A 22,972-nucleotide genomic window follows, 5' to 3' on the forward strand; every position below is an offset into this window, starting at 1 on the left:
AACCCACCTCCTTAATATTGTTGATTATTAGTAGCTTGCGAGGCAAGCTGGGTAAGATATGAACTAAGTGTGTCCATACGAGAAAGGAATGCCTCAAGTCTGCTAAAAGACTCTCTAAGCCTGTTTTCGTATTGTTCTAAATATTTTTCTTGTCTTTCTATTTTTTGTTCAAAACTTTCAATAATTTCATTATAGTGTTCATCTATAATATTAAATGGACCAGAAGAGGCAGAAGTCAAATCTTTCAGTTCTCTAGAAAGCTCAGTTGCCACCCCATTTTTTAATCTAATCTGTGCAGTATGACTACCTGAGGAATAAGTAATATGAAGTGCCAAACCTTCTTCTTTATAGCCTGACTCCCCGGTTAGGTAATAATCTCCAGGGCTACCTTCTAATGCTACCCAAGGATGCCAGTCTTCTCCTTGCGGTTTAAAACGTCCCCGAGCATTGTCTATATCTATTTCTACTTCATAAATACCAGGTTTGGTATTTGTAGTATGGCTATAATAAGTTATTTGATTGTCATTTGTTACTGCCTCAAAATTTGCAGAAAAAACTTCAGCTAATGCTTCAGGATGGTCATTTAAGGCATCATTAAATACAGATTCATCTAAAAGCAAAAGTCCTTGAGTTTCTGAGCCTTCTTGGGTATCAGTATAAAAACCTAATTGTGAGAGATTTATATAAGTTTCTTCTCCATCCAAAAATCCTGGTTGATTTTCAACCACAATCCTATCAAGCCTGCTTTTAACAATCTGAGTAGCATAATTTCCATTTAATACGCCAGCTTCACCACTATCAGGGTCATAATATGTATATTGTTTAATAACACTTCTAACTTCATTAAAGGCATCCAGCCATTCATTTACTTTTTCTGTAATACTATCTTTATCTATAGAAATGGTAATTGAGGCTGTTCCCGTATTTTTTAGGGAAAGTGTGACCCCTTCAATTACATCATTTATCTCATTAGTGGTTCTCTCAATCCAGTCAGGATCTGGCGGATAGCCATCTACCCGAATCTGGGCATTAGATGCAGTTTGACTCTCTGTAAAACTACCATTTTGGTAGTTTGTAAGAGTGGCTGTGCTGTCAGGGTCAATTACAATAGTATTGTTTGCCCCCATGTCATTTCCTGTTAATACTAAATGATAATTTGTCCCATCATAAAGAATAGAGGCAGTAACTCCTGGATTATTTGGGTCATTGTTTATAAGGTCTTTTAATCCACTTAATGTAGTTTGGTCAGGCACAGTAACAGTTATGATTGAACCTCCTGCATATTGATATTTAAAGGTCAAGTCTCCTCCACTATTATTCACTACTGTGTCTTGACTTGCCTCTCCATTGGTGTGGACTTCTTTTTCTACCTTTGCCAATTGATTTACCACTATGCTATGATTTCCTACTTGTGCTTCACTAGTGGCATAGGCAGTTAGGATGGTTTCATCTGAAGAAGTGGCATTTTTTATCAAAAACTCTGCCTCAGTATCCATTGATTGGCAAATGCTGTAAAAAGAGAGAAGTTTACTGTTAATCTCCTGAATTGCGGATAACTTTTGTTCCCAATTAGATATTTGGTTTTCAATGGGAGTTATCCGGTTTTGGCGCTCTGTCTCTATAAGCGCATTAACCATGGCATCAAAATCAATCCCACTTGCTATTCCAGAAAAGGTAATAGTAGCCATTTTTTAATAAAAATTTATTGGGGGGAATTACTCCCCCCAATTTTTTAAATACTAAGAAGTGTCAGTGCCATCTGGGGCAGGGCATTAGCCTGGGCCAACATAGCCACACCTGCCTGTGCCATGACCTGATTCCTGACAAATTCTGTCATTTCAGTGGCCACATCCACATCAGATATTTGTGATTCTGCTGCCTGCAAGTTTTCCGCCTGAATGGTAAGGTTTGAGACAGTAGCTTCTAATCTATTTTGCATTGCACCAAGATTTGCCCTGATTTTATCCTTGCTGCTGATGGCTGAATCAATGGCCATCAGGGCAGTCCGCGCATTAGCCGTAGCGCTGATGCTTATATTAGAAGTATCTACGCCGAGGGCAGAAGATGTTGCTTTACCTATTGTGACTGAGTAGTAGTCTTCAGTAGCAGAAGCACCTGTCCCAAAGTGAATGGTTACACCGCCAGAACTTTGGCTTCCATCAAGCAATTTAATTCCATTAAAGTCTGTGGCATTGGCAATTCTGTCAATCTCACTTGCCATCTGCTGGAATTCACTGTTCATAATTTCCTTCTGAGCAGTGGTGTACAAACCAGTTGCTGCCTGCTCTGCCAGTTCCTTCATCCTTATTAATTTTTCGTCAATCACCGAAAGTGCACCATCAGCCGTTTGAATCATAGAAATTCCATCATTGGCATTCCGGATGCCTTGTCTTAATACTGCAATATCAGCACGCATTTGTTCCCTTACAGCCAATCCCGCAGCATCATCAGCAGCAGAGTTAATCCTTAAACCAGATGAAAGCCTTTGGGTAGACTTGGCTAATCGGCCATAAGTTGCTCCCAAATTCCTGGCAGCATTCATGGCCATCATGTTGTGGTTAATTACTAGTGACATAATTTCCACCTCCTTTTTTTATTTTTTATCGGCACTTGAATTTAAAACTTTAATATCATAATCCCATCACCCCCTTTTATTTTTTTCAGTTTATCGGCATTCGATTAAAAAAACTTAAAGTTTTTTTAAAAACCTACGATAAATAAAATGAGTTATGGATATAATTCAATTATTAGATAAAAAAATAGCGTTTTATAAGGAACTTTATGCATTGAATATGGAGCTTAAAAGTAAATTTTTGGATAATGCTATAGAAGTAATAGATATTATTGAAAAAATGGAAAAATATATTGAGAAGATTGAAAATATCAATAAAAAACTCAACTATTACAAAAAATCTTTAAAATCAGATGAAAATATCAAATCTCGTATCAAAAAGATAGAAGAATTAATCTATAAAAATTATAAACTAAATCAATCCTGTAAAGAAATGGCTTTAAACAAAAAAGAACAAATCAAAAAAAAATTAACTACCTTGCAAAGTAATTCTCATAGCAATAAGACGTATCACTAAAGCCTATAGGACTAAAGTCAGGCCATAAGTAGTTTAACAAAAAGAAAAAATCCAAATTTCAAAATCCAAATGTCTAAATGCCAAAACATTAAATCAGGGAGTAGTGAAATAGTGAGGGAATGGAATAGTCAAATGTAGTGGAATTGGGGTCAAACCTACAAAATACAGTTAAGAAAATAGAAAACGGAAAATAGAAAATAGAAATTCCCAATTCCCAGTTCCTAATTCCCAATTCTAACGTGCTAACGTTCCAATTTGACAGAAGGCGATTTTGCATTTTTCAATTTGCATTCTGCATTAAGCCATTGCGCTTAACATTTGGATCTCCGTTAAAATTACTTTGAGAAGTCCTGCTAAAGCTTATTTCCCTTTATTCTTAAAAAAAAGACAAGACATTTTGGAACTTTTTAGCACTACATTTGATGGGATTTCTTTTGATTTAAATCCCATTGCCTTACATCCATATGGAAGGTGTTTATCCCAGGTAACATAAAAAAATTTACACTTAAAACAATCAATTTTCTTGTGCTTTGACATTTTTCTCCATAACTTAAGCACAAATTTTATGAATGGTCAAATTAACTGCAGGTACACGACTCCGTCAAAGTCAGGCCATAAGTAATTTAACAAAAAGAACAAACGTTTAAATATGGTCTAAAAAATCCAAATTTCAAAATCCAAATGTCTAAATGCCAAAACATTAAATCAGGGAGTAGTGAAATAGTGAGGGAATGAAATAGCCAAATGTAGTGGAATTGGGGTCAAACCTACAAAATACAGTTAAGAAAATAGAAAACGGAAAACAGAAAATAGAAATTCCCAATTCCCATTTCTCAGTTCCAACGTGTTAACTTGCAAACTTTCCAACTTGCAACTTTGTAAATGTGCAAACGTGTAAACGTGCTAACGTTCCAATTTAACAGAAGGCGATTTTGCATTTTTCAATTTGCATTCTGCATTGAGCCATCCTGCCTGTCGGCAGACAGGTGCGCTTAACATTTGGATCTCCGTTAGAATTACTTTGACGAACTCCTACTGCAGGTGAGGCAACAACTTGATTTTATTTGGTAATAGATTTAAACTTTTAATAAAGGTGTTTATTATGAGGAAATTAAAGATATTTTTGGTTGTTTTAGTGTTTATATTTATCAGTAAACATTCCTTTTCTCTTATTACTGCTGAGGTAATTAAACTTAAACAGGTAGGTATTAGTGATGATCTAATTTCTTTGATAATAAAAAAACCGCTTTTAACTGTAGATGAGATAATAAAACTTAAAAAGGCAGGAATAAGTGACCAAACTATTCAAAAGATGATAGAAAGAGAAGAAAGGGAAAGGGCAAGATATTTGGGAATTACTAGGGTTAGAAAGAGGGCTGATGGAACAGAGGTAATTATTTATGGTTCAGTTGAACCTCCACCCTGGCCTGAAACCCGATATTATCATCTTAACACAGATTCTAAATACCTTAAAACCTTGTTTTTAAATATAGAAAGAGACAGCAATTTGGACCAAGAACAAAGAAGAGCATGGGGGATTCTAAAAAATTTAAGATTGTATAAAAGAATAAATTAATCTTGACATTATCCTAACACCAAAATGTTCTTTGGATTACAAAGCTGTTCTTTTTAGGCACCACAAAATAAACTCTATCTGGAATTTTCTTAATATAGGAATTTCTTTTTTATTTCCTCAAATCCTTTCCCTTGAAGGAAAAAAGGTGAGCAATTGAGTGGAAAAATAGTCTTATTAATAATTGGTATAATTTTTGCTCTAGCAGAAAAAAATTAAAATGAGTCAAACATATCAATTCCATAATATTATAGGAAAGAGTGAAAAGATATTAGAAATCTTTGAGATTATAGAAAAAGTAGCCAGGACAGATAGCACTATACTTATCACCGGTGAAACAGGCACTGGTAAAGAGCTTATAGCAAGGGCTATTCACAAGTGTAGTCCGAGGAAAGATAGACCTTTTGTTCCCATAAACTGCGCAGCTATTCCTGAACAACTTTTGGAATCAGAATTTTTTGGATATGAAAAGGGTGCTTTCACTGGTGCCATGAGGAGCCGCATGGGAAGAATTGAGTTTTCAAACCAAGGCACTCTTTTTTTGGACGAGATATCCAGCATGAGTCTTGAACTTCAAGCAAAACTCCTTAGAGTGATTCAAGAACAGGAATTTGAACGAATCGGAGGGTTAAAGACCATTAAAGTGGACTTTCGTCTCATTTCAGCCACCAATCAGGATTTAAAAGAAAAGATTAAAGAAGGAACATTCAGGGAAGACCTTTTTTACAGATTAAATGTAATTCCCATCAATGTGCCACCTTTAAGGGAGCGTAAATCAGATATACCTATATTGGTAAATCATTTTTTAAAGGAACTCAGAGAACATAACAAAACATCTGTAAGAGGGTTTAGTGATAAGGCCATGGAGAGGCTTATGCAATACCATTGGCCAGGCAATGTAAGGGAGTTAAAAAATTTAGTAGAAAGATTAAGTGTTTTAAAACAACAAGGTATTATTGAATTAGATGATATTCCCTCATCAATGGGAATTTCAGTAATTCCTCAGATGAAACCATTGGTGGATATAAATATAAAAAAGGGAATATCCTTTCATACCCAGGTAGCTGAATTTGAAAGGAGACTTTTACTTGAGGCATTGGAGCAAGCTAGTTGGGTTAAAGAAAAAGCAGCTAAATTATTGAAGTTGAAGAGGACAACATTGATTGAAAAGATGAAAAGAAGAGAGATTCCCTTACAGATGTCAAGATGATACCAGTTACTCCATCTGACTGCCTTTCAGCCACTTTTCAAGATTGCCTATTCATCTAGGTCATTTGACATTAATTTGACATTTAGATAATAAGGCATTTATATTTAGACAATTCTGGACCCTGGCCGGGGTCCTAATTTAATTTGTCAATTTTTTGACGTTTCCTCCTGTTTCTTGCTTAAAATTAACATCTAAATTACTATTTTTGGCTTTGGCATAATCTTTGCTCAAGGAATCAGGAGATGCTAAAGTTTATAATATTTCAGGTAATTTTCTTACAGCTATTTTTATTCAGCCTCTTCAGCAGAGCTGAAGAACTGCCCAAGATAAAAAATATTCGAATAAGGGAGTATAAAACATCTCACAGTAATTTCTTGATATATTTGCCCTTGTCTTTGAATATGCCAATAGGGGAGCATAATACATCTCACAGCCCAGAGGCTGGGAGATTATATAACTCAGGTATTTCTTTTTTTAAAAAAAATGATTACCAAAGTGCACTTAATAGTTTAAATCAGTTAACTCAAACCTTTCCTGATTCAAAATATGTGGCTTCTGCCTATTTTCATTTAGCCCTGATTTATTCAAAAATGAAAGGATATTCCTCCGAAGCTATAGCATATTTTGATTTATTAAATAAGTATTATCCAAACAGCTTCTATGCTTCTTTATCTTATTTTTATAAAGGAAAGCTTTTTTATAAAAAGGAAAAATTTAAAGAAGCCAAAGAGATGTTTGAGAAGTTCATTAAATGTTCTCCAAAAAGCAAAGAGTTAAAAGAGGCAAAAATTTTTTTGGCAAAGACTCTTTTTAAAATGGGCTGGCATCGGCAAGCCAAAAAGGTCTTTTTGGAAATAGAAAAAAAATATCCCGATTTTTACATAGAAGACCCTGAGGCATTATATTTGATGGGAGAAAATTATTTTTTATTAAAAAAATATAAAAAGGCAATAACTTGTTTGTTTCATGTGCTAAATGTTTATCCTCAAATTAAAGAAAAAGATGTGATTCTGGCACGTATTGCAGACTGTTATAATTATCAAGGTCAGAAAAGTGCAAGCATAAAGTTATTTAAACTTACAGAAAAACTTTACCCTAAAACTGAAGGTGGATTGATTGCTAAAATACGCTTGTTAGAAAAGGCAGATACGGTTAGGAAAATAAATGAATATAGAAGTATTGTAAAAACAGACCCCGATACTCCATTATCTCAATTAGCCATGTTTAAACTGGCTACTACATTTTATGAAAAAGCAGAATATAAAAAGTGTATTTGTATTTTAGAAGAAATGATGAAAAGATATCCCAGGAGTTCTCTTTTTGAAAATGTCTTATATCTTTTAGAAAAGGCATTGTTAAAACAATTAGAAGTTTATACTTCGCAAAACTCGTATATAAAACTTATAAATTTTTATTTAAACAAAAAACAGTTTTTTTTAAAGGTGAAAAATCCACATTGTTTTTTATATCTAGGAAATGCATTTAAAGAAATGAGATTATATGACCAAGCAATCAATGTATATCATATGGCAGATAACCTTTTTTGGGATGACGGAAAAAAGGATGAATGGTTATTTTCTTTAGGTTATTTATATTTTAAGAAACATTCTTATAATTTGGCAAAAGAAAAATTTCAAGAGCTTATTTCCTCTTATCCTAAATCAGAATATAAAAAACAGGCATTATTATATTTAGGAAAATCTTTTTATTTTTTAGGAGATTATAATAAGGCTAAAAAACTTCTATCTAAGGTTATAAAAACTTCTAAAGCTTCTTTTGATTTATTTGAATCCTATTTTTATTTAGGAGAAATTTTTTTAACTCAGGGGAAATATCTCAAAGCCCTTAATCTCTATAAAAAGGCTATTAACATAGGCGGAGATAGCAAAAGTCTTTCCTTTATATTTTATAACATGGGGAAGTGTTACTTGGGTTTAAATAAAGAAAAAAAGGCTATGGAGGCATTTAACCAAGTTCAGGATGGTCTGTTAAAGAAAATAGTAAATATTGTGATTAGCCAAATTGATATTAACCATAAGTTAAGGGAGTTAAATGAAACATCTAAATTTATTAAATAAGGCATTTTTGAATTTTAATCAAGCTGCAATTAAACTGAAAGACTCTTATGAAAAATTACAGGCCAAGGTTGGAGAACTTAACTTAGAATTAGAGGAAAAAAATAGGTGTTTGCAAGCCAGTCTTAAGGAAAATGAAGATATAAAAAATTATCTTAAAAGTATTTTAGAAAGTTTACCTTGTGGGGTGATAGCTCTTGATGCAGAAAAAAATGTCTTAACTTTTAATAGGAAAGCACAATCCATTATAGGGATTCCAGCAGAGGAGATGAAGGGAAGTTTTTGTGCTATTTTAACCTCTCGGTTAGGTATACCTGTTAGAGATGTAGAATCCTTTTTAAATGCTAAGACTATAAGCAATTTTGAAGCAAGAATTAAAAAGGATTATTCCACTGCTTATATTTCTTTAAATATTACTGCCTTAGAAAATAGCAAAAATGATAGGAACTCTGTGGTAGTTATCCAGGACATTACAAGACTAAAAAGGTTAGAGATTCAGGCGCAGAGAAATAGTAAATTAATTGCCATTGGTAAGATGGCAGCAAAAATGGCTCATGAAATTAGAAACCCATTAGGCAGTATAGAGATATTTGCTTCTGTTTTAAGGAAAGAGCTTTCTGGAGAGAGTAAAAAAATGGCAGATTATATTTGTTCTGCTGTTAAGAATTTAAATCACATAGTATGTAATTACCTGTTTTTCTCAAGATTTCCTAAAGCTAGATTGAAAAAGATGGATATTCATAAGTGTCTAGATGATACTATTAATTCTATATGGTTTGTGAAAAGGGATGTAAAAATAACTAAAAAATATCAAGCAAGTAAGCATTTTATAAATGGAGACCATGAACTTTTAAAGCAGGCCAGCTTTAATATTATTTTAAACTCCATTCAGGCTATAAAAACAAACGGTATTATCACTATTGAAACTCATAACCATTTTAATGAAGAGACATGGATAGAAATAAAATTTATAGATAATGGAGAGGGTATTTCTGAAAATGATATAGATAAAATATTTGACCCTTTTTTTACTACCAAAGAAAAGGGCACTGGCTTGGGTTTATCTATTGTTCACAACATTATTGATTCTCATCAGGGAACCATACAAGTAGAAAGCACTAAAGGTCAAGGAACTGCGTTTTCTATCATGCTTCCAGTTTTTGAGGAGTAACATATGAAAAAACATATTTTAGTCATAGATGATGATAAAAATATGCGATTGGCCTTATCTGAGGCATTAAGCAAATCTCATTATATGGTGAGTTTGGCTGGAAGCGGTTTAGAAGCCATTAAGAAATCAAAAAACAACCACATTGATGTAGTAATATGTGATGTAAAATTGCCTGACATAGATGGAATTAGTGTTCTAGACAGAATAAAAAAAGAAAAACCTGCCATACCTGTTATTTTGATCACTGGTTATGGAACTATAGAAAATGCTGTAGAAGCCATGAAAAAAGGTGCCTTTGATTATGTCTTAAAGCCATTTCCCATTGAGAGTATTGAGAGGATTATAAATAAGGCATTGAATATCACCATTGATAGAGGTCACTCAAAAATCATTACTCAAGATAAAAAAATGCTGGATCTATTAAATATGGCAAAAAATATAGCTAAAACTAAAGCTACTGTTTTTATTCAAGGTGAGAGCGGGACTGGGAAGGAACTACTTGCCAGATATATTCATAATCACAGTCAAAGGAGAGAGAAGCCCTTTATGGCAGTCAATTGTGCAGCAATTCCAGAAAATCTACTTGAAAGTGAATTATTTGGTTATGAAAAAGGAGCATTCACCGGTGCTATGAAACGTAAACTAGGAAAATTTGAATTGGCAAATCATGGGACACTCCTATTAGATGAAGTAACTGAGATGAAACCCACTCTTCAGGCCAAACTTTTGCGAGTGCTTCAGGAAAGCCAGATTGATAGAGTGGGAGGAGAATCATCTATATCCGTAGATGTGAGAATAATAGCTACTACCAATCAAGATGTATATAAAATGATAGAACAAGGCAAATTTCGAGAAGATTTGTTTTTTAGGCTTAATGTGATTTCACTTAAGATACCCCCTTTAAGAAAAAGACCATCAGATATTGAACTCCTTTCCAAATATTTCTTGGAAAAATATAGCACTATTTCTGAAAAAAAGGTTACTGGAATTTCTGAAGAAGCTATTAAATTGCTTAAAAAGAGAAAATGGAAGGGAAACGTAAGGGAATTGGAAAATGCCATTGAAAGGGCAGTATTGCTAACTCAAAAATCAGTATTAACCCCTGAAGATTTCTCTTTTGACAGAGATATATGCAATGAGACAATCTATGAACCATTATCTTCTCTTAAAGAGATGGAAAAAAAATTAATTGCCCAGGCCTTAAAGGAGACAGAAGGAAATCGCACTAGGGCAGCCAAAATATTGGGAATTAGTGTAAGAACTTTGAGGAATAAATTAAATGAATACAAGGATTTGGCATAATATTTGCTGAGATTTATCCCTGGAGATAGGTTATGTTTTTAAAAGGGTTATTTGATAAAACCACCTTTCTTTTAGAAAAGGCGTTAGATGTCAGGCTAAAACAACATAATGTTATTGCTTCTAATATTGCTAATATAGATACCCCACACTATAGACCAAAGGAAATTTCCTTTGAAAGGGAACTAAAAAATGCATTATCTTCAAAGACTTATTTAAAGACCACCCATCCGAGCCATTTTTCAGTAAACACTATAAGCTATAAAACAGAAACAGTATTCAAAGATGGCTTATATAATAGACAAAGAGGTTTAGACACTAGTGATATAGATAAAATGATGGCTGATTTGGCTAAAAATCACCTTATGTATCTAATGACTATTCAGATGTTAAAAAAGAAATTTAATGGTTTGAAAAATGCTATTATAGAAGGAGGAAAATAAATGGACTTTATGACTGCTTTAGAAGTGAGTGCCTCGGGCCTTAACGCCCAAAGGATTAGGATGAATATTGCTGCTATGAACTTGGCTAATATTCATACCACAAGGACTAAAAGTGGTGGCCCATATCGTCGAAAATCAGTAATATTTGAGGCAGTGCCTGTGCATAATCCATTTGATAGGGTATTACAGGCCTCCATGTTAATGCCTGGGTATAGCCGGCAGGGAAGTCTTTTTTCTGAATCACCTACGGGGGTGCATGTAGTGGATATTGTTAATGATAACCGTGCATTTAAAAAAATATTTGAGCCTTCTCATCCTGATGCAGACAAAGATGGTTATGTAATGCTGCCCAATATCAATGTTATTGAAGAGATGGTAAATATGTTAATGGCCTCTCGTTCTTATGAAGCTAATATCACTGCATTTCAAGCCACAAAAAATATGATTTTAAAGGCCATAGAGATTATAAAGTAGGAGGAGAAACATGGAAAATATAAAGCCTTTGAATGGAATTCCCGATATTATTCACAAAGGCATGAAAAAAACAGAACCCAAGAAAACCGATTTTTCTCAGATGATTAAGAATGCCATGAAAGAAATAAATACTCTTCAGATAAAAGCTGACAAGGCTATAGAAGCATTGGCTACAGGAGAATCTAAAAATATTCACCAGACCATGATTGCTATAGAAAAGGCAGATATATCTTTCAAAATGATGATGCAAGTGAGAAACAAATTGTTAGAGGCATACAAAGAAATTATGCATATGCAATTTTAATGAACTATGAGAGACTTCTTACAGCAAATAAAAAAAATCTTTTTTTCCTTGTCTAAAACCAAAAGAATTATCTTTATTTCCCTGATAGGCACAACATTTTTGTGTTCTTTTCTTGTTTTTTTATGGATAAATAAGCCTAATTTAAAGATACTTTATTCTAATCTAGACCCCGAAGATGCCAAAGCCATATTAGCTAAACTAAAGGAACAAAAAATACCTTATAAAATTTCTGGAAATACTATTTTGGTGCCTGAACAAAAGGTTTATGAATTGAGGCTAAGTATGGCTGGCAAGGGAGTTGTTAAAGGATTTGAATTATTTGATAATATTAAAATAGGTCAGACAGAATTTGCTCAAAAAATAAATTACGAAAGGGCGCTTCAGGGAGAACTGACAAGAACCATAGCTTATCTTCCTCAAGTAGAGGATGTTCGTGTGCATATTGTGAGACCTGAAGAATCTTTATTTATTGAGGATCAAAAAAAGGCCACTGCTTCCATAATGCTCAAAATAAAACCAGGAATGACATTAAAACCTCAAGAAGTTAGAGGAATTGCATATCTTGTAGCTGGTGCAGTTGAGGGATTAGAACCAGAAAATATCACTATATTGGATAATTCTGGGAAGATTCTTTATTTAAAAAATACACAGGATGATATTGGACAATTAACTAATTCTCAACTGGAATATCAAAGGAATGTAGAGAAAAACTTAGAGAAAAAGATTGAGACTATGCTGAATAGGATAGTAGGAGTGGGAAAGGCTATAGCCCGTGTTCGTGCAGATATTGATTTTAAACAGATAAATACGGTTGAAGAAAACTATGACCCTTATAGTGCTGTGCCTAGAAGCAAAGTAGTTACAAAAGAGAGTTTAAAAGGAGAAACTCCTGTGCCTTTGGGAAAACCTGAGATAGAATATGAAGCTGAAAAAGTTAAAACAAACCGCTATAACCCCCAGGCTATATCTCGGAATAGTGAGACGGTAAATTATGAAATTAATAAAGTAACAAATAGAATTATAGATAGTGTAGGAGAGATCAAGAAATTATCCGTAGCAGTGGTGGTTGATGAAAAACAGATTAAAGGTACTGAAGAGATAGAAAAGATTAAGAATTTGGTAAAAGCAGCAGTAGGCTTTAATGAAGATAGGGGAGACCAGGTTGAGGTAACTAGTATAAATTTTGCTTTCCCAGAATGGGAAAAACTGCCTTCTATGAAAGGAGAAGGATTAAAAGAATATATAAAGAAGGGATACAAACCTTTAGTAGCCACAATATTTTTATTATTATTATTTTTATTTTTTATAAGACCTCTGGTCAAGTGGCTTACTACCACTCCTTTGTCGTTAGAAAAACCAAAGGAAATTCCTGTTGAAAAACCTATAGAGCTTGAAAAGATTAAAGAAACTGAAACCGATGAAGATATATACCAACTGGTTAAAAAGAAACCAGATAAATCTTTAGAGATTATTAAAGAGTGGTTAAAAGAAAGTGGATAGCGCTAAAGACAGAAAATTAAAGGGTCCAGAAAAGGCAGCTATCTTTCTATTCTCCTTGGGAGAAGAATTGGCAGCTCAATTTATTAAAGAACTTTCTCCAGAGGAGATAAAAAGGCTCTCAGATTATATGAAAAAAGTGGAAGTTTCTCCTGAGCTATTTAAAGAAGTTAATAAAGAAATTAAACAAAAACTCTCTTTGCCCATAGAAGGAAAGAATTTTATTAAAAATGTGATTTCAAAGGCTGTAGGAGAGAAGGAAGCAGAGTATATTTTAGGTAAAGAATCCGATTTTCTTAGAAAAATTAACGAGATAAATCCTGATATTTTGGTAAATTTTTTAAGGCACGAGAATCCCCAGACCATTGCTTTTATTGTGTCAAATTTAAAGCCAGAAAACGCTTCCACAATACTGGCCAATCTTCCAAATGGTGTTAAGACTGAAGTAATTTTAAGGATGGCACAACTGGATACAGTTTCTGTTGATATTATAAAGAGTATTGATGAAGTATTGAAAGAAGAAATTTTTAAAAAGGAGGTTATTTCTGAGGTCCGCAAGGTGGGAGGTTTAGAAAAAGTAGCAGAGATATTAAATAGAGTTGAACACTCCACCCAACAGTCTATACTTGAAGAAATAGAAAAAACAAATCCTGAGTTGGCTTCAGAGATAAAGAAAAAGATGTTTGTTTTTGATGATTTAGTAAACATAGAAGATAGAGGAATGCAAATACTCCTCAAACACATAAAAATGGAGGATTTGGTCCTAGCTTTAAAGACTGCATCTGATGCTTTAAAGGATAAGATTTTTAAGAATGTATCTGAGCGAGTGTCAGAAATGATTAAAGAAGACCTAGAGATAATGGGAGCGGTTAGGTTGAGTGAGGTAGAGAAGGCTCAACAAACAATAATTGACACTGCTAAACTTTTGGAAAGTGAAGGAAAATTAGTAATTCCTAAAAAAGGAGAGGAGGAGGTATTTGTCTGACCATATTAAACCCTTTATTCTCCCAGAGATTTCAAAAGACCGTTTATTTACACAAGATTCTTTTATTTTTAAACAAAAAAAACAAGAAATAGAATATCTTTTGGGAAAAGCAAGAAAAGAGGCCGAAATAATAAAAAAGAAGGCTTATGAAGAAGGATTTATTAGGGGTAAAAATGAGGGCTTAGAATTAGAAAAAAAGAGACTTTCTGAAATAGCTCATAACCTTATAAATGGATTGTCTGAGATAAATTACTTAAAGGAAAAAATGGTTAAGCAATTAGAAAAAAACATGATAATACTCATTAAGGAAATTTCTAAAAAAGTCATATTAAATGAAACTTTTACAAATAAAGAGATTGTAAAAAATCTTATTAAACAGGCACTGCAACAATTAATAGATAAAACTCATGTAGATATAAAGGTCAGTCCACAAGAATTTGAATATTTATTAAAATTTAAAAAAAATTTTTTGGAAGAAGTTGAAGGGTTAAAACACATAAATATTATTAAGGAAAAAAAAGTTAAACCAGGTGGTTTTATTATTGAAACAGATACTGAAATTTTAGATGGAAGAATAGAAAAAAGGTTAGAGAATATTTTTAAGGCCATAGAAGAGCAAAGCGAAATGATAAGGAATGAATCTAAATAAATATATAAAGGCCATCAATAATGTTAATGTTATCAAGCCCTATGGAAAGGTAACTAGGGTGGTTGGGATAATGATAGAAGGCACATGCAGAAAGGTGCCCATTGGAAGCTTGTGTTATATTGAGCCTCAAAAAAATGGGAAAAGGTTGTTAGCAGAGGTAGTGGGTTTTAATGACCTTAAAATATTCTTAATGCCTTTTGGAAATATGGATGGAATTGAGCCTGGGAGCTGGATTATACCTTTGGAACAAAAAGCAAGAGTAAGGGTAGGTAGTGATTTATTAGGTAGAGTAATTGACGGATTAGGAACTCCTATTGATGGCAAAGGCCCTATTGTCTATGATGGTTATTATTCCCTTTATCGCCAGCCCAGTAATCCTATTGAAAGGAAGATTGTTTATGAACCTTTAGATGTAGGCATAAGGGCCATCAATGGTCTTCTCACATTAGCTAAGGGACAAAGGATAGGGATTTTGGCAGGTCCTGGTCTGGGAAAGAGCACATTAATGGGAATGATTGCTAAATATGCAAAAGCCGATGTCAATGTAATTGCACTCATAGGAGAAAGAGGTAGAGAGGTTAAGGAATTTATTAAAAAAAATTTAGGAGATGGAGGGCTTAAAAAATCCGTAATAGTGGTAGCTACTTCAGACCAGCCTCCACTTATTCGCATGAAAGCTGCCTATATTGCCACTGCTATTGCTGAATATTTCAGGGATCAAGGGGAACATGTAATCTTAATGATGGATTCTATTACCAGATTTGCTATGTCTGCAAGAGAAATAGGTTTGGCTTTGGGTGAACCCCCCACTACAAAAGGCTATACCCCATCTGTCTTTTCCCACCTGCCTCAGCTTTTAGAAAGGACTGGAAATAAAGAAAAAGGTAGTATTACTGGAATTTACAATGTTTTAGTAGAAGGAGATGACCTAACAGAACCTATTGCTGATGCTATGCAAGGGTTACTGGATGGTCATATAATCCTCTCTAGAAACCTGGCAGCCGAAGGCCATTATCCTTGTATTGATATATTGAGAAGTGTTAGCAGACTAGCTGTGGATGTAATCACAAAGGAACACCTTACCCTTAAAAAAAGGTTAATAAAGTGCCTTTCCACATACAAAAAAGTAGAAGACTTGATTAATATTGGGGCTTATAAAACAGGGAGTAATGAAGAGATTGATTATGCTATAAATATGATAGGTAAAATTAATGCCTATCTTAGACAAGAAATGGAAGAAAAGGTTTCTTTGAAAGAAAGTGTAGAACAGTTAAAAGCACTATTTGGTTAAAATCATGTATAAATTTAAATTAGAGCCTGTGCTTAAATTCAAAAAGCAATTAGAGGAAATGGCCCAAATAGAGTTTTATAAAAAAATAAAAGAATTGGAAGAGAAACTTTCAGTCCTCAGTAAATTGAAAGCTGAAAAGGAATATTTTATTGAAAAAATGGAGCTTCTTGAAACACAAGAAATCAACTTTCAAGATTACTTAATCTATAAAAATTATATTAATTTGCTTTCAAACAGGATTGAAGAATGCCAAAAAATAATAAAAAAATTTTTAGAAGAAATTGAGAAAAAAAGGGCTGAACTTATAGCTTATTATAAAGAGAGGAAAATCTTACAAAGACTGGATGAGCAACAAAGGATTGTTTATGAAAGAGAAATGAAGATGCTAGAAAACAAATTTTGTGATGAAATAAATACTATTTGCTATAATCATGAAAGTATTAAAAAGATTATTTAGGATAGAAATAATAGTTGTTGTAGCATTAATGGCTAAATTAGTCCTCTCAGGATTTAACATCTATGCTCAAAAAAAAGATTTATCCTCTCCATCAGGAGAAGAAAGAAAGAATATTCATACTGAATCAGAGCTTTTAAAGATTTTGAAAAAAAAGCAGATAGAGCTAGATAAAAAAGAAGTGGAGTTAAATAATTTAAAAAAGGAGATAGAAGAGAATATCCTAAAGCTAACCAATCTCCAAAAGAGTATAGAAAATCTAATGGCCTATCAAGAAAAGCTTAAGAACAAAAAGATTAAACATTTAGCAATGATATACTCCAATATGCCAGCAGAAAAGGCAGCTAAATTAATGGAGGAGCTAGAAAGTAAAGTTGTAATAAGTATATTGAGGATGATGGATGGAAAAACTGCAGGCAGAATATTATCCTGTATCACTCCTAAGAAGGCAGCAAAAATCAGTGAAGGGTTGACAAGGTAGGAAATTATTTCTTTAAAATAGGCAAACCTTTCCCTCAGAGTAGTAAAGACATAGGCAAAAATTCTTTCTATCCCTACCTTAATCTTTACTTGAGTTCTTTGGCACATAACTTGCTCTAGATTTATTCTAAATGAAAGAAAGTGTTGGTGGTTTGTTATTCCTTACAAAACCAAAAGGATGTTTGAGAGGTAATAACTTGAAAAGATTTCATAAAAAGAGTTTTTCTAAGCTATTAGGAACACTATATGCTATTCCTTTAATGAACTTAGTTAATCAATTGAAAATTAAATATAGAAATCATAGCCATATTTATTCTTCAGAGGGAAGGCTTTTATCAGAGCAAGTTGCTAATTTATTAAAGGGGTTAAAGTCTGAATTAGGATTAAAAAAAGAGGCAACAGAGATTAAACAGCCTTTGGCCTCAAAGGTTGTTTTGGGAGAGGATTTAACAAAGGATCCCGGTTTTAAAGATTTAGAACAGATAATAAAGGGGATAGAGGATGGGAGTATTTCAGAGAAGCGGATTCTCAATTTATTAAAGGGGTTAAAGTCTGAATTAGGATTAAAGAAAGAGGGAGCAGAGATTAAACAGCCTTTGGCCTCAAAGGTTGTTTTGGGACAGAATTTAACAATAACCCAGGTTGGAGCCTTAAGCCCGACAAGTAGGCAGCAACAGAATACAGGTGATATAATTTATAAAATAATTCATTTTATAGAAAAGAATATAAATTCACTGGTTTATAAAGGGCATGAGCACATAAAGATAGAAACTGAGCCACCAAATTTAGGTGTTATAGATATAGAACTTGAAGTTAAAGGCAAACATCTTTCTGCTATATTCTTTACTAGAAGTTTTGAGGTCAAACAAATCTTAGAATCGAATATACATCAACTAAAACAAGCATTTTTAAATAAAGGGATTGAACTTAGCAATTTTCAAATCAGTGTTGCTGACCACTCCATGTCCTGGTTTAAAAAGGAATATAGTGAAGGCTCAAAGTCAGGACAAAGACAGGTTTTTAGGAAAGGGAAAATAGTCTCCCATCTGAGGAATCTAGAACAAAAATGGATTAGAGCAAATTATGGGAATATTGATGTATTTATATAAAAAACAAATTTTAAGGGGGTTTAGATGGCCATCCAAACATTAGAACCTGTGGTAAAAAATGAAGCTCCCCAAAACTCTACAGGGGCTTATTCTAGGTTGGGTAAGGAAGAATTTTTGAAACTTTTTATGGCCCAGATGCAGTATCAAAATCCCTTAGAACCACTTAAGGGGACAGAGTTCACTGCCCAATTGGCTCAATTTAGTCAATTGGAGCAGATGTGGAATATTAATGAAAACTTAAAAAATAATCAATTATTTCTTAATTCATTAAATAATGCCCAAGCGGTGAATTTTATTGGTAAAAATATAAAGGCTGTTGGTAATTCTGTTTATTTAAAAGAAGGAGATAGCGCTTTTATCTATTACAAATTAAAAGAAAATGCAGCTAAGGTGTTTGTCCATATATACGATACAAATGGCAATTTGGTAACCACCTTAGAGCTCAAAAATCAAAAAGCAGGAGAGCAAAAGCTGGAATGGGATGGAAAGGATGATAAGGGAAATTCTTTAGGAAGTGGTCAGTATTCTTTTGAAGTAGAAGCTTATGATGCTGATGAAAAACAGATTGATGTCATTAGTTATATCCAGGGAGAAGTAACAGGCGTAACTTATGAAGAAGCTATAGTTTATCTCTTATTAGGAGAGCAAAAGATAGCTATTAGTGATGTAATAGAGATTAAGAAAAATGAAATATAGGAGGGAAAAATGATAAGTTCATTATTTACTGGTATAACAGGGCTCAGTTCCCAGAGTAAGGCTATGGGGGTAATTAGCGATAACATTGCTAATATAAATACCATTGGTTTTAAGAGCAGCCGTTTTTCATTTGCTGATATATTGAGTGCTTCTATAGGAGGAGCAACAAATGTTCAAGTAGGTGGGGGAGTGAGGCTTAGTAGTGTATTGCCAAATTTTATAGAGGGTTCAATTGTAACTACAGGAAATCCTACTGATTTGGCTATTGATGGGAACGGTTTTTTTATTGTAAGCGATGGCTCAGGCAATTTCTATACCCGCGCCGGCCAGTTTGTCCAAAATGGTAATGGGGAATTGACCACACCAGAAGGCTATGTGTTGCAAGGATGGAATCTGGAGGACAATTCCTTTGGGAATATTAACTTAAGTAATGTAATATGTCCACCAAAGGCCACAGAGAAGGTAGAATTGAAGCTGAATCTTTGCTCTGAAGCAGAAGTTCCTGCTACTCCTTTTGATGCTACAAATATTTCATCAGATATGTATAATTATTCTACCAGTGTTGCTGTATACGACTCTCTTGGTTGTGAACATGAAGTAACTATTTATTTTGTGAAGACCGGGGATAATGCATGGGAGGCCCATTATGTTTATACCCAGGCTGATGGCACAGTAGCAGAAGCAGGAACTCAATCCTTAACTTTCAATGATGGTAGTGACCCTAGTAAACCTGCAGGTTCTCTCTCAGATGACAGTGATGATACCGCTATTAGCTTTGATTTTGGAGACATTACCTTTGATTATGGAACAGGCACAGATGAAACACCAGCAGGGGATGGCTTAGATGGGACTACCCAATTTTGCTCAGCTTGCACTCTCAATTCTCTTACTCAGGATGGATATGGAGCAGGCTCATTAAAAAACATATCCATAGATGAAGAAGGGGTTATCTCAGGAGTATTCTCAAATGGTGAATTAAAGGAGCTTTATCAAATTGCCTTAGCCAGTTTTTCTGCACCCTGTTATTTGCAAAAAATAGGGGATAACCTTTATGAAATTACAGGTAAATCAGGTCAACCTATTATAGGAAAACCCAATACTGGTGATAAGGGAAAGATAGTTGCTGGGTCTTTAGAGCAATCTAATGTAGATATAGCAAAAGAGTTTACCAATATGATTCTTGTTCAACGGGCATTTCAAGCAAATTCAAAAGTTATTACTACTTCTGATATAATGCTAGATGACCTGATAAGAATGAAACGTTAATTTTATGTCAAAAAATTGACACTCTAGCAGCCAGAATTACTTCTAAATACTGGCTGTTGTCTTAATTTTGACACATTTGTGCAATCATTTTCAAAAAATCAGGTAGAGGCACAGGCAAAGGTAAAGATTTTTTCTCTGCCTTTACCTTAACCTTTACCTGACTTTCTTTATTTGGCATATTAATTGCTTTTAAGCTAACGTATGGATTTAGCAACCATTATAGGCACTATTTTAGCATTTTCCTTAGTAATTATGGCCATTATTATGGGTGGAACATTAGATGCATTTATTAATCTTCCATCCCTTTTGATAGTTATGGGGGGCACAATAGGTGCTACTGCTATTAACTATCCACTAAAAGATATTTTAGGGGTTATAAAGGTAGCAAAAAATGCCATTTTCTGTAAGGATTCTGTAAATTTTTCTGAATTAATCTCCAATTTTCTTAAAATGGCTGATAAGGCAAGGCGAGAAGGTATTCTTTCCTTAGAAGGTTTCATAAAAGAATCTCATGATGAATTTTTAAAATATGGCCTTAGGTTATGTGTGGATGGTGTAGAACCTCAATCTATCAAACAAATATTAGAAAAAGATATAAAAAGTTCTTCAGAGCGGCATGAATTAGGGGCTAATATATTTCTTTCTATGGGGGATTATGCACCTGCCTTTGGCATGATTGGCACCCTTATTGGTTTGGTTCAGATGCTAGCCAAGCTGGATGACCCTAGCAATATAGGACCTGCTATGGCAGTAGCTTTAATAACTACATTCTATGGAGCACTTCTAGCAAATGCTGTTTTTTTGCCTATAGCAGGAAAGCTCAAAACTAAAAGTGAAGAGGAAATATTTGTTAAAAAAATTATGTTAGAAGGAATTATGGGCATTACCAATGGTGATAATCCCAGGATATTAGAACAAAAATTAAACACATTTTTACCTAGTAAAGAAAGGGTATCTTTTAAATGAAAAAAGGACAAATTTTCTTACAAATTTCTCTATATATGATTCTTTTATGCTTTTTTATCTATTTAAATTCCTATGCTGAGATAAGTGAGAAAAAGGGAACAGCGGTTTTAAGGTCTTTAACAGATGTGTTTAGTGTTCTACCTGAAGGGCAATCACCCTTAGGGCAAACAAAAAGAGGAGAAGTTATCTCAGAAATACCTATGGAAAAGGTAGAGGATTTAGAGATAAGAGAAATAAGAAGATTAATCATTTTTAGTAATTTAGAAGAGGAAATAAAAATTTATAAAAAAGGAAGACAAAGAATTATCATCATTCCAGATGATGTGCTTTTTGATGAACAATATAAGATAAAGACAAAAGTTTTTCCCTTTTTAAAAAAAATGTGCAAAATCTTAAGCAAATCTCAATATTCCATTAAGATAGAAGGTCATACAGACAATATTCCTATCCCAAACTTTTCAAATAATTTTGAATTCTCTGCATTTAAGGCATTAAGGCTATTAAAGTTTTTCATAAATATAGGTAACATAAATCCTCACCGTCTTTCTGCCTTTGGATATGGTGAATATAGACCTTTACTCCCGAATAATTCACCCGAAGATAGAAGTAAAAATAACAGAATTCAAATTATTTTATATACCAAAGAAGAAAAGGATTTTAAAAAAATAAATGCCTTAAAAAAACCACCTACTTTTTTTAGATTTAAGAATTTTATTTTTAAAATCTTTGGCGGAGAAGGGTTGTGAAAAAAGAAAAGAGTTCCTGGATGCTTACTTTTTGTGATTTGTTAATGCTTCTTCTGACATTTTTTGTTCTTTTATATTCTATGTCCAGTATATATCCTGAGTATTTAAAAATATTAAAAAAAAGTTTTTTGAGAACCACCGTATGGGGAATTGGTGGTCTTTCAGCTACAGAGGTGAGAGAAATAAGAGAAGTAATGCTTATTTTAAAATCATTAAAGTTTGTATCTTCAGGCATTCCTTATAAAAAAGCATTAAAAGAGAATGAATATAAAAAACTAGAGGAGATACTAGGGCATGATGTATGGATAAGGCCCAGACAAGGCGGGGCAAGTATTGTATTTAAAAGTGATGTGTTATTTGATTCTGGCAAGGCAGAACTTAAGAAAGAATGCCTTCCTGTTTTAGAAAAAATAGCTAAGGTTATAAATTTTACCACATGCCCTATTTCCATAGAGGGTCATACTGATGATAGGCCTATTCATACCCCAAAATATCCTTCAAATTGGGAGCTTTCTCTTTTTAGGGCATCTAGTGTCCTAAAATATTTCATGGATAAAAAAATAAATCCCAGCCGTTTTAGTATAGGAGGTTATGCCCATACAAGGCCTTTATATCCCAATAATTCGGAAAAAAACAGAGCGAAAAATAGAAGGGTAGAGATTGTTTTTTGGAGGTGAAAATGATTGAAGAAAAAAGAGAAATGAGAAAGGAGAAAGAGGAAGAAAAAAAGGAAAAAACAGGAAAGAAAAAAATCTTAAAAATTGCCATTATTTCGGGATTGGCTTTTGTTATTATAATCGCAATTGGAGCTATATCTTGGGTGTTATTGCCTAAGTTTTCAAAAACATCAACTGAGGTAAAGACTTCTAAAACAGATACAAATATATCTACTTCTGTATCTACATATGCATTAGATGATTTTATAGTCAATCTATTTCATCCTTCAGAAGATAGATTTTTAAGAATAAAAATTGAGTTAGGGTTAGAAGGCCAAGACACACAAAAAGAAATTGAGAAAAAACTCCCTAAAATTCGAGACTCCTTATTAATGCTGTTATCAAGTAAAAGTGTTGAAGAAATAAGCACACTTCAGGGGAAATTAATCCTTAAGAATGAAATTATAAATAGAATTAATTCTATCTTAAATACAGGACATATATCAGCAGTATACTTCACAGAGTTTATAATTCAATAG

The 22,972-nt window shown here is 33.4% G+C and carries 24 protein-coding genes; 22 read left to right on the forward strand and 2 right to left on the reverse strand.

The annotated features are described in order from the left end of the window. Window positions 1-11 precede the first annotated feature (11 nt). Window positions 12-1,688: a flagellar filament capping protein FliD gene (gene fliD / locus HS1_RS03605; protein WP_066061026.1), complete on the reverse strand. Its 1,677-nt coding sequence runs from the start codon at window positions 1,686-1,688 to the stop codon at window positions 12-14. Window positions 1,689-1,732: 44 nt separating this feature from the next. Next, window positions 1,733-2,575 carry a flagellin N-terminal helical domain-containing protein gene (locus tag HS1_RS03610; RefSeq protein ID WP_066061029.1) on the reverse strand — a complete coding sequence of 281 codons (843 nt, stop codon included), beginning with the start codon at window positions 2,573-2,575 and terminating at the stop codon, window positions 1,733-1,735. A gap of 154 nt (window positions 2,576-2,729) precedes the next feature. Between HS1_RS03610 and HS1_RS03615 the strand changes: the two genes are divergently transcribed. The 22 genes from HS1_RS03615 (at window position 2,730) to HS1_RS03725 (ending at window position 22,972) form a co-directional block, all read left to right on the forward strand. Further along, window positions 2,730-3,089 carry a hypothetical protein gene (locus tag HS1_RS03615; protein ID WP_066061032.1) on the forward strand — a complete coding sequence of 120 codons (360 nt, stop codon included), beginning with the start codon at window positions 2,730-2,732 and terminating at the stop codon, window positions 3,087-3,089. A 1,102-nt stretch (window positions 3,090-4,191) separates the two neighbouring features. Beyond that, entirely contained in the window at window positions 4,192-4,665 is a 474-nt protein-coding gene (locus HS1_RS03625; protein ID WP_156469368.1) for a hypothetical protein, read from the forward strand. A gap of 217 nt (window positions 4,666-4,882) precedes the next feature. Then, window positions 4,883-5,872 (forward strand): sigma-54 interaction domain-containing protein, encoded by a 990-nt coding sequence (locus HS1_RS03630; protein WP_066061040.1) that lies wholly within the window; start codon window positions 4,883-4,885, stop codon window positions 5,870-5,872. 401 nt (window positions 5,873-6,273) lie between these two features. Further along, complete coding sequence (locus HS1_RS03635; protein ID WP_172793636.1) at window positions 6,274-7,950, forward strand: tetratricopeptide repeat protein; 1,677 nt, start codon at window positions 6,274-6,276, stop codon at window positions 7,948-7,950. Continuing rightward, window positions 7,925-9,118 (forward strand): two-component system sensor histidine kinase NtrB, encoded by a 1,194-nt coding sequence (locus HS1_RS03640; RefSeq protein WP_066061043.1) that lies wholly within the window; start codon window positions 7,925-7,927, stop codon window positions 9,116-9,118. The genes HS1_RS03635 and HS1_RS03640 overlap by 26 nt, the downstream gene beginning before the upstream one ends. Window positions 9,119-9,121: 3 nt before the next feature. Further along, window positions 9,122-10,420, forward strand: a complete 1,299-nt coding sequence (locus tag HS1_RS03645) for a sigma-54-dependent transcriptional regulator (RefSeq protein ID WP_066061046.1) — start codon at window positions 9,122-9,124, stop codon at window positions 10,418-10,420. Window positions 10,421-10,452: 32 nt separating this feature from the next. Then, window positions 10,453-10,860 (forward strand): flagellar basal body rod protein FlgB, encoded by a 408-nt coding sequence (gene flgB / locus HS1_RS03650; protein WP_066061048.1) that lies wholly within the window; start codon window positions 10,453-10,455, stop codon window positions 10,858-10,860. Continuing rightward, window positions 10,861-11,334, forward strand: coding sequence for a flagellar basal body rod protein FlgC (flgC, locus tag HS1_RS03655; protein ID WP_066061052.1), 474 nt, complete (start codon window positions 10,861-10,863; stop codon window positions 11,332-11,334). A 10-nt stretch (window positions 11,335-11,344) separates the two neighbouring features. Continuing rightward, window positions 11,345-11,638, forward strand: coding sequence for a flagellar hook-basal body complex protein FliE (gene fliE / locus HS1_RS03660; protein ID WP_066061054.1), 294 nt, complete (start codon window positions 11,345-11,347; stop codon window positions 11,636-11,638). A gap of 6 nt (window positions 11,639-11,644) precedes the next feature. Further along, on the forward strand, window positions 11,645-13,138 hold the full coding sequence (gene fliF / locus HS1_RS03665) for a flagellar basal-body MS-ring/collar protein FliF (RefSeq protein ID WP_066061057.1): 1,494 nt from the start codon (window positions 11,645-11,647) through the stop codon (window positions 13,136-13,138). Then, a complete protein-coding gene (fliG, locus tag HS1_RS03670) occupies window positions 13,131-14,120 on the forward strand; it encodes a flagellar motor switch protein FliG (RefSeq protein WP_066061060.1) in 990 nt (329 codons plus the stop codon). The genes fliF and fliG overlap by 8 nt, the downstream gene beginning before the upstream one ends. After that, window positions 14,113-14,769 (forward strand): FliH/SctL family protein, encoded by a 657-nt coding sequence (locus HS1_RS03675; protein ID WP_066061063.1) that lies wholly within the window; start codon window positions 14,113-14,115, stop codon window positions 14,767-14,769. The genes fliG and HS1_RS03675 overlap by 8 nt, the downstream gene beginning before the upstream one ends. Continuing rightward, window positions 14,756-16,060, forward strand: coding sequence for a FliI/YscN family ATPase (locus HS1_RS03680; RefSeq protein WP_066061066.1), 1,305 nt, complete (start codon window positions 14,756-14,758; stop codon window positions 16,058-16,060). Before HS1_RS03675 ends, HS1_RS03680 begins: the two co-directional genes overlap by 14 nt. A 4-nt stretch (window positions 16,061-16,064) precedes the next feature. Beyond that, entirely contained in the window at window positions 16,065-16,517 is a 453-nt protein-coding gene (fliJ, locus tag HS1_RS03685; protein ID WP_066061069.1) for a flagellar export protein FliJ, read from the forward strand. Next, window positions 16,492-16,995: a MotE family protein gene (locus tag HS1_RS03690; RefSeq protein ID WP_066061072.1), complete on the forward strand. Its 504-nt coding sequence runs from the start codon at window positions 16,492-16,494 to the stop codon at window positions 16,993-16,995. The genes fliJ and HS1_RS03690 overlap by 26 nt, the downstream gene beginning before the upstream one ends. Before the next feature lie 130 nt (window positions 16,996-17,125). Then, window positions 17,126-18,103, forward strand: a complete 978-nt coding sequence (locus tag HS1_RS03695; RefSeq protein ID WP_066061075.1) for a flagellar hook-length control protein FliK — start codon at window positions 17,126-17,128, stop codon at window positions 18,101-18,103. Window positions 18,104-18,127: 24 nt separating this feature from the next. Beyond that, window positions 18,128-18,799, forward strand: a complete 672-nt coding sequence (locus tag HS1_RS03700) for a flagellar hook assembly protein FlgD (protein ID WP_066061078.1) — start codon at window positions 18,128-18,130, stop codon at window positions 18,797-18,799. 9 nt (window positions 18,800-18,808) lie between these two features. Continuing rightward, complete coding sequence (locus HS1_RS03705; protein ID WP_066061081.1) at window positions 18,809-20,065, forward strand: flagellar hook protein FlgE; 1,257 nt, start codon at window positions 18,809-18,811, stop codon at window positions 20,063-20,065. A 201-nt stretch (window positions 20,066-20,266) separates the two neighbouring features. Further along, the gene (locus tag HS1_RS03710) at window positions 20,267-21,031 is read left to right on the forward strand and encodes a motility protein A (protein ID WP_066061084.1); all 765 of its coding nucleotides are present in this window, start codon (window positions 20,267-20,269) and stop codon (window positions 21,029-21,031) included. Next, window positions 21,028-21,777, forward strand: coding sequence for an OmpA/MotB family protein (locus tag HS1_RS03715; protein WP_066061087.1), 750 nt, complete (start codon window positions 21,028-21,030; stop codon window positions 21,775-21,777). The genes HS1_RS03710 and HS1_RS03715 overlap by 4 nt, the downstream gene beginning before the upstream one ends. Beyond that, window positions 21,774-22,454: an OmpA/MotB family protein gene (locus HS1_RS03720; RefSeq protein ID WP_066061090.1), complete on the forward strand. Its 681-nt coding sequence runs from the start codon at window positions 21,774-21,776 to the stop codon at window positions 22,452-22,454. Before HS1_RS03715 ends, HS1_RS03720 begins: the two co-directional genes overlap by 4 nt. Before the next feature lie 2 nt (window positions 22,455-22,456). Continuing rightward, window positions 22,457-22,972, forward strand: a complete 516-nt coding sequence (locus tag HS1_RS03725; protein WP_066061093.1) for a flagellar basal body-associated FliL family protein — start codon at window positions 22,457-22,459, stop codon at window positions 22,970-22,972.

Source organism: Candidatus Desulfofervidus auxilii (assembly GCF_001577525.1).
Classification (GTDB): domain Bacteria; phylum Desulfobacterota; class Desulfofervidia; order Desulfofervidales; family Desulfofervidaceae; genus Desulfofervidus; species Desulfofervidus auxilii.

Coding starts and splice junctions, on each gene's coding strand:
- fliD (WP_066061026.1), bottom strand. CDS start 1,688: ATGGCTACTATTACCTTTTCTGGAATAGCAAGTGGGATTGATTTTGAT.
- HS1_RS03610 (WP_066061029.1), bottom strand. CDS start 2,575: ATGTCACTAGTAATTAACCACAACATGATGGCCATGAATGCTGCCAGG.
- HS1_RS03615 (WP_066061032.1), top strand. CDS start 2,730: ATGGATATAATTCAATTATTAGATAAAAAAATAGCGTTTTATAAGGAA.
- HS1_RS03625 (WP_156469368.1), top strand. CDS start 4,192: ATGAGGAAATTAAAGATATTTTTGGTTGTTTTAGTGTTTATATTTATC.
- HS1_RS03630 (WP_066061040.1), top strand. CDS start 4,883: ATGAGTCAAACATATCAATTCCATAATATTATAGGAAAGAGTGAAAAG.
- HS1_RS03635 (WP_172793636.1), top strand. CDS start 6,274: ATGCCAATAGGGGAGCATAATACATCTCACAGCCCAGAGGCTGGGAGA.
- HS1_RS03640 (WP_066061043.1), top strand. CDS start 7,925: ATGAAACATCTAAATTTATTAAATAAGGCATTTTTGAATTTTAATCAA.
- HS1_RS03645 (WP_066061046.1), top strand. CDS start 9,122: ATGAAAAAACATATTTTAGTCATAGATGATGATAAAAATATGCGATTG.
- flgB (WP_066061048.1), top strand. CDS start 10,453: ATGTTTTTAAAAGGGTTATTTGATAAAACCACCTTTCTTTTAGAAAAG.
- flgC (WP_066061052.1), top strand. CDS start 10,861: ATGGACTTTATGACTGCTTTAGAAGTGAGTGCCTCGGGCCTTAACGCC.
- fliE (WP_066061054.1), top strand. CDS start 11,345: ATGGAAAATATAAAGCCTTTGAATGGAATTCCCGATATTATTCACAAA.
- fliF (WP_066061057.1), top strand. CDS start 11,645: ATGAGAGACTTCTTACAGCAAATAAAAAAAATCTTTTTTTCCTTGTCT.
- HS1_RS03680 (WP_066061066.1), top strand. CDS start 14,756: ATGAATCTAAATAAATATATAAAGGCCATCAATAATGTTAATGTTATC.
- fliJ (WP_066061069.1), top strand. CDS start 16,065: ATGTATAAATTTAAATTAGAGCCTGTGCTTAAATTCAAAAAGCAATTA.
- HS1_RS03690 (WP_066061072.1), top strand. CDS start 16,492: ATGAAAGTATTAAAAAGATTATTTAGGATAGAAATAATAGTTGTTGTA.
- HS1_RS03695 (WP_066061075.1), top strand. CDS start 17,126: ATGAAAGAAAGTGTTGGTGGTTTGTTATTCCTTACAAAACCAAAAGGA.
- HS1_RS03700 (WP_066061078.1), top strand. CDS start 18,128: ATGGCCATCCAAACATTAGAACCTGTGGTAAAAAATGAAGCTCCCCAA.
- HS1_RS03705 (WP_066061081.1), top strand. CDS start 18,809: ATGATAAGTTCATTATTTACTGGTATAACAGGGCTCAGTTCCCAGAGT.
- HS1_RS03710 (WP_066061084.1), top strand. CDS start 20,267: ATGGATTTAGCAACCATTATAGGCACTATTTTAGCATTTTCCTTAGTA.
- HS1_RS03715 (WP_066061087.1), top strand. CDS start 21,028: ATGAAAAAAGGACAAATTTTCTTACAAATTTCTCTATATATGATTCTT.
- HS1_RS03725 (WP_066061093.1), top strand. CDS start 22,457: ATGATTGAAGAAAAAAGAGAAATGAGAAAGGAGAAAGAGGAAGAAAAA.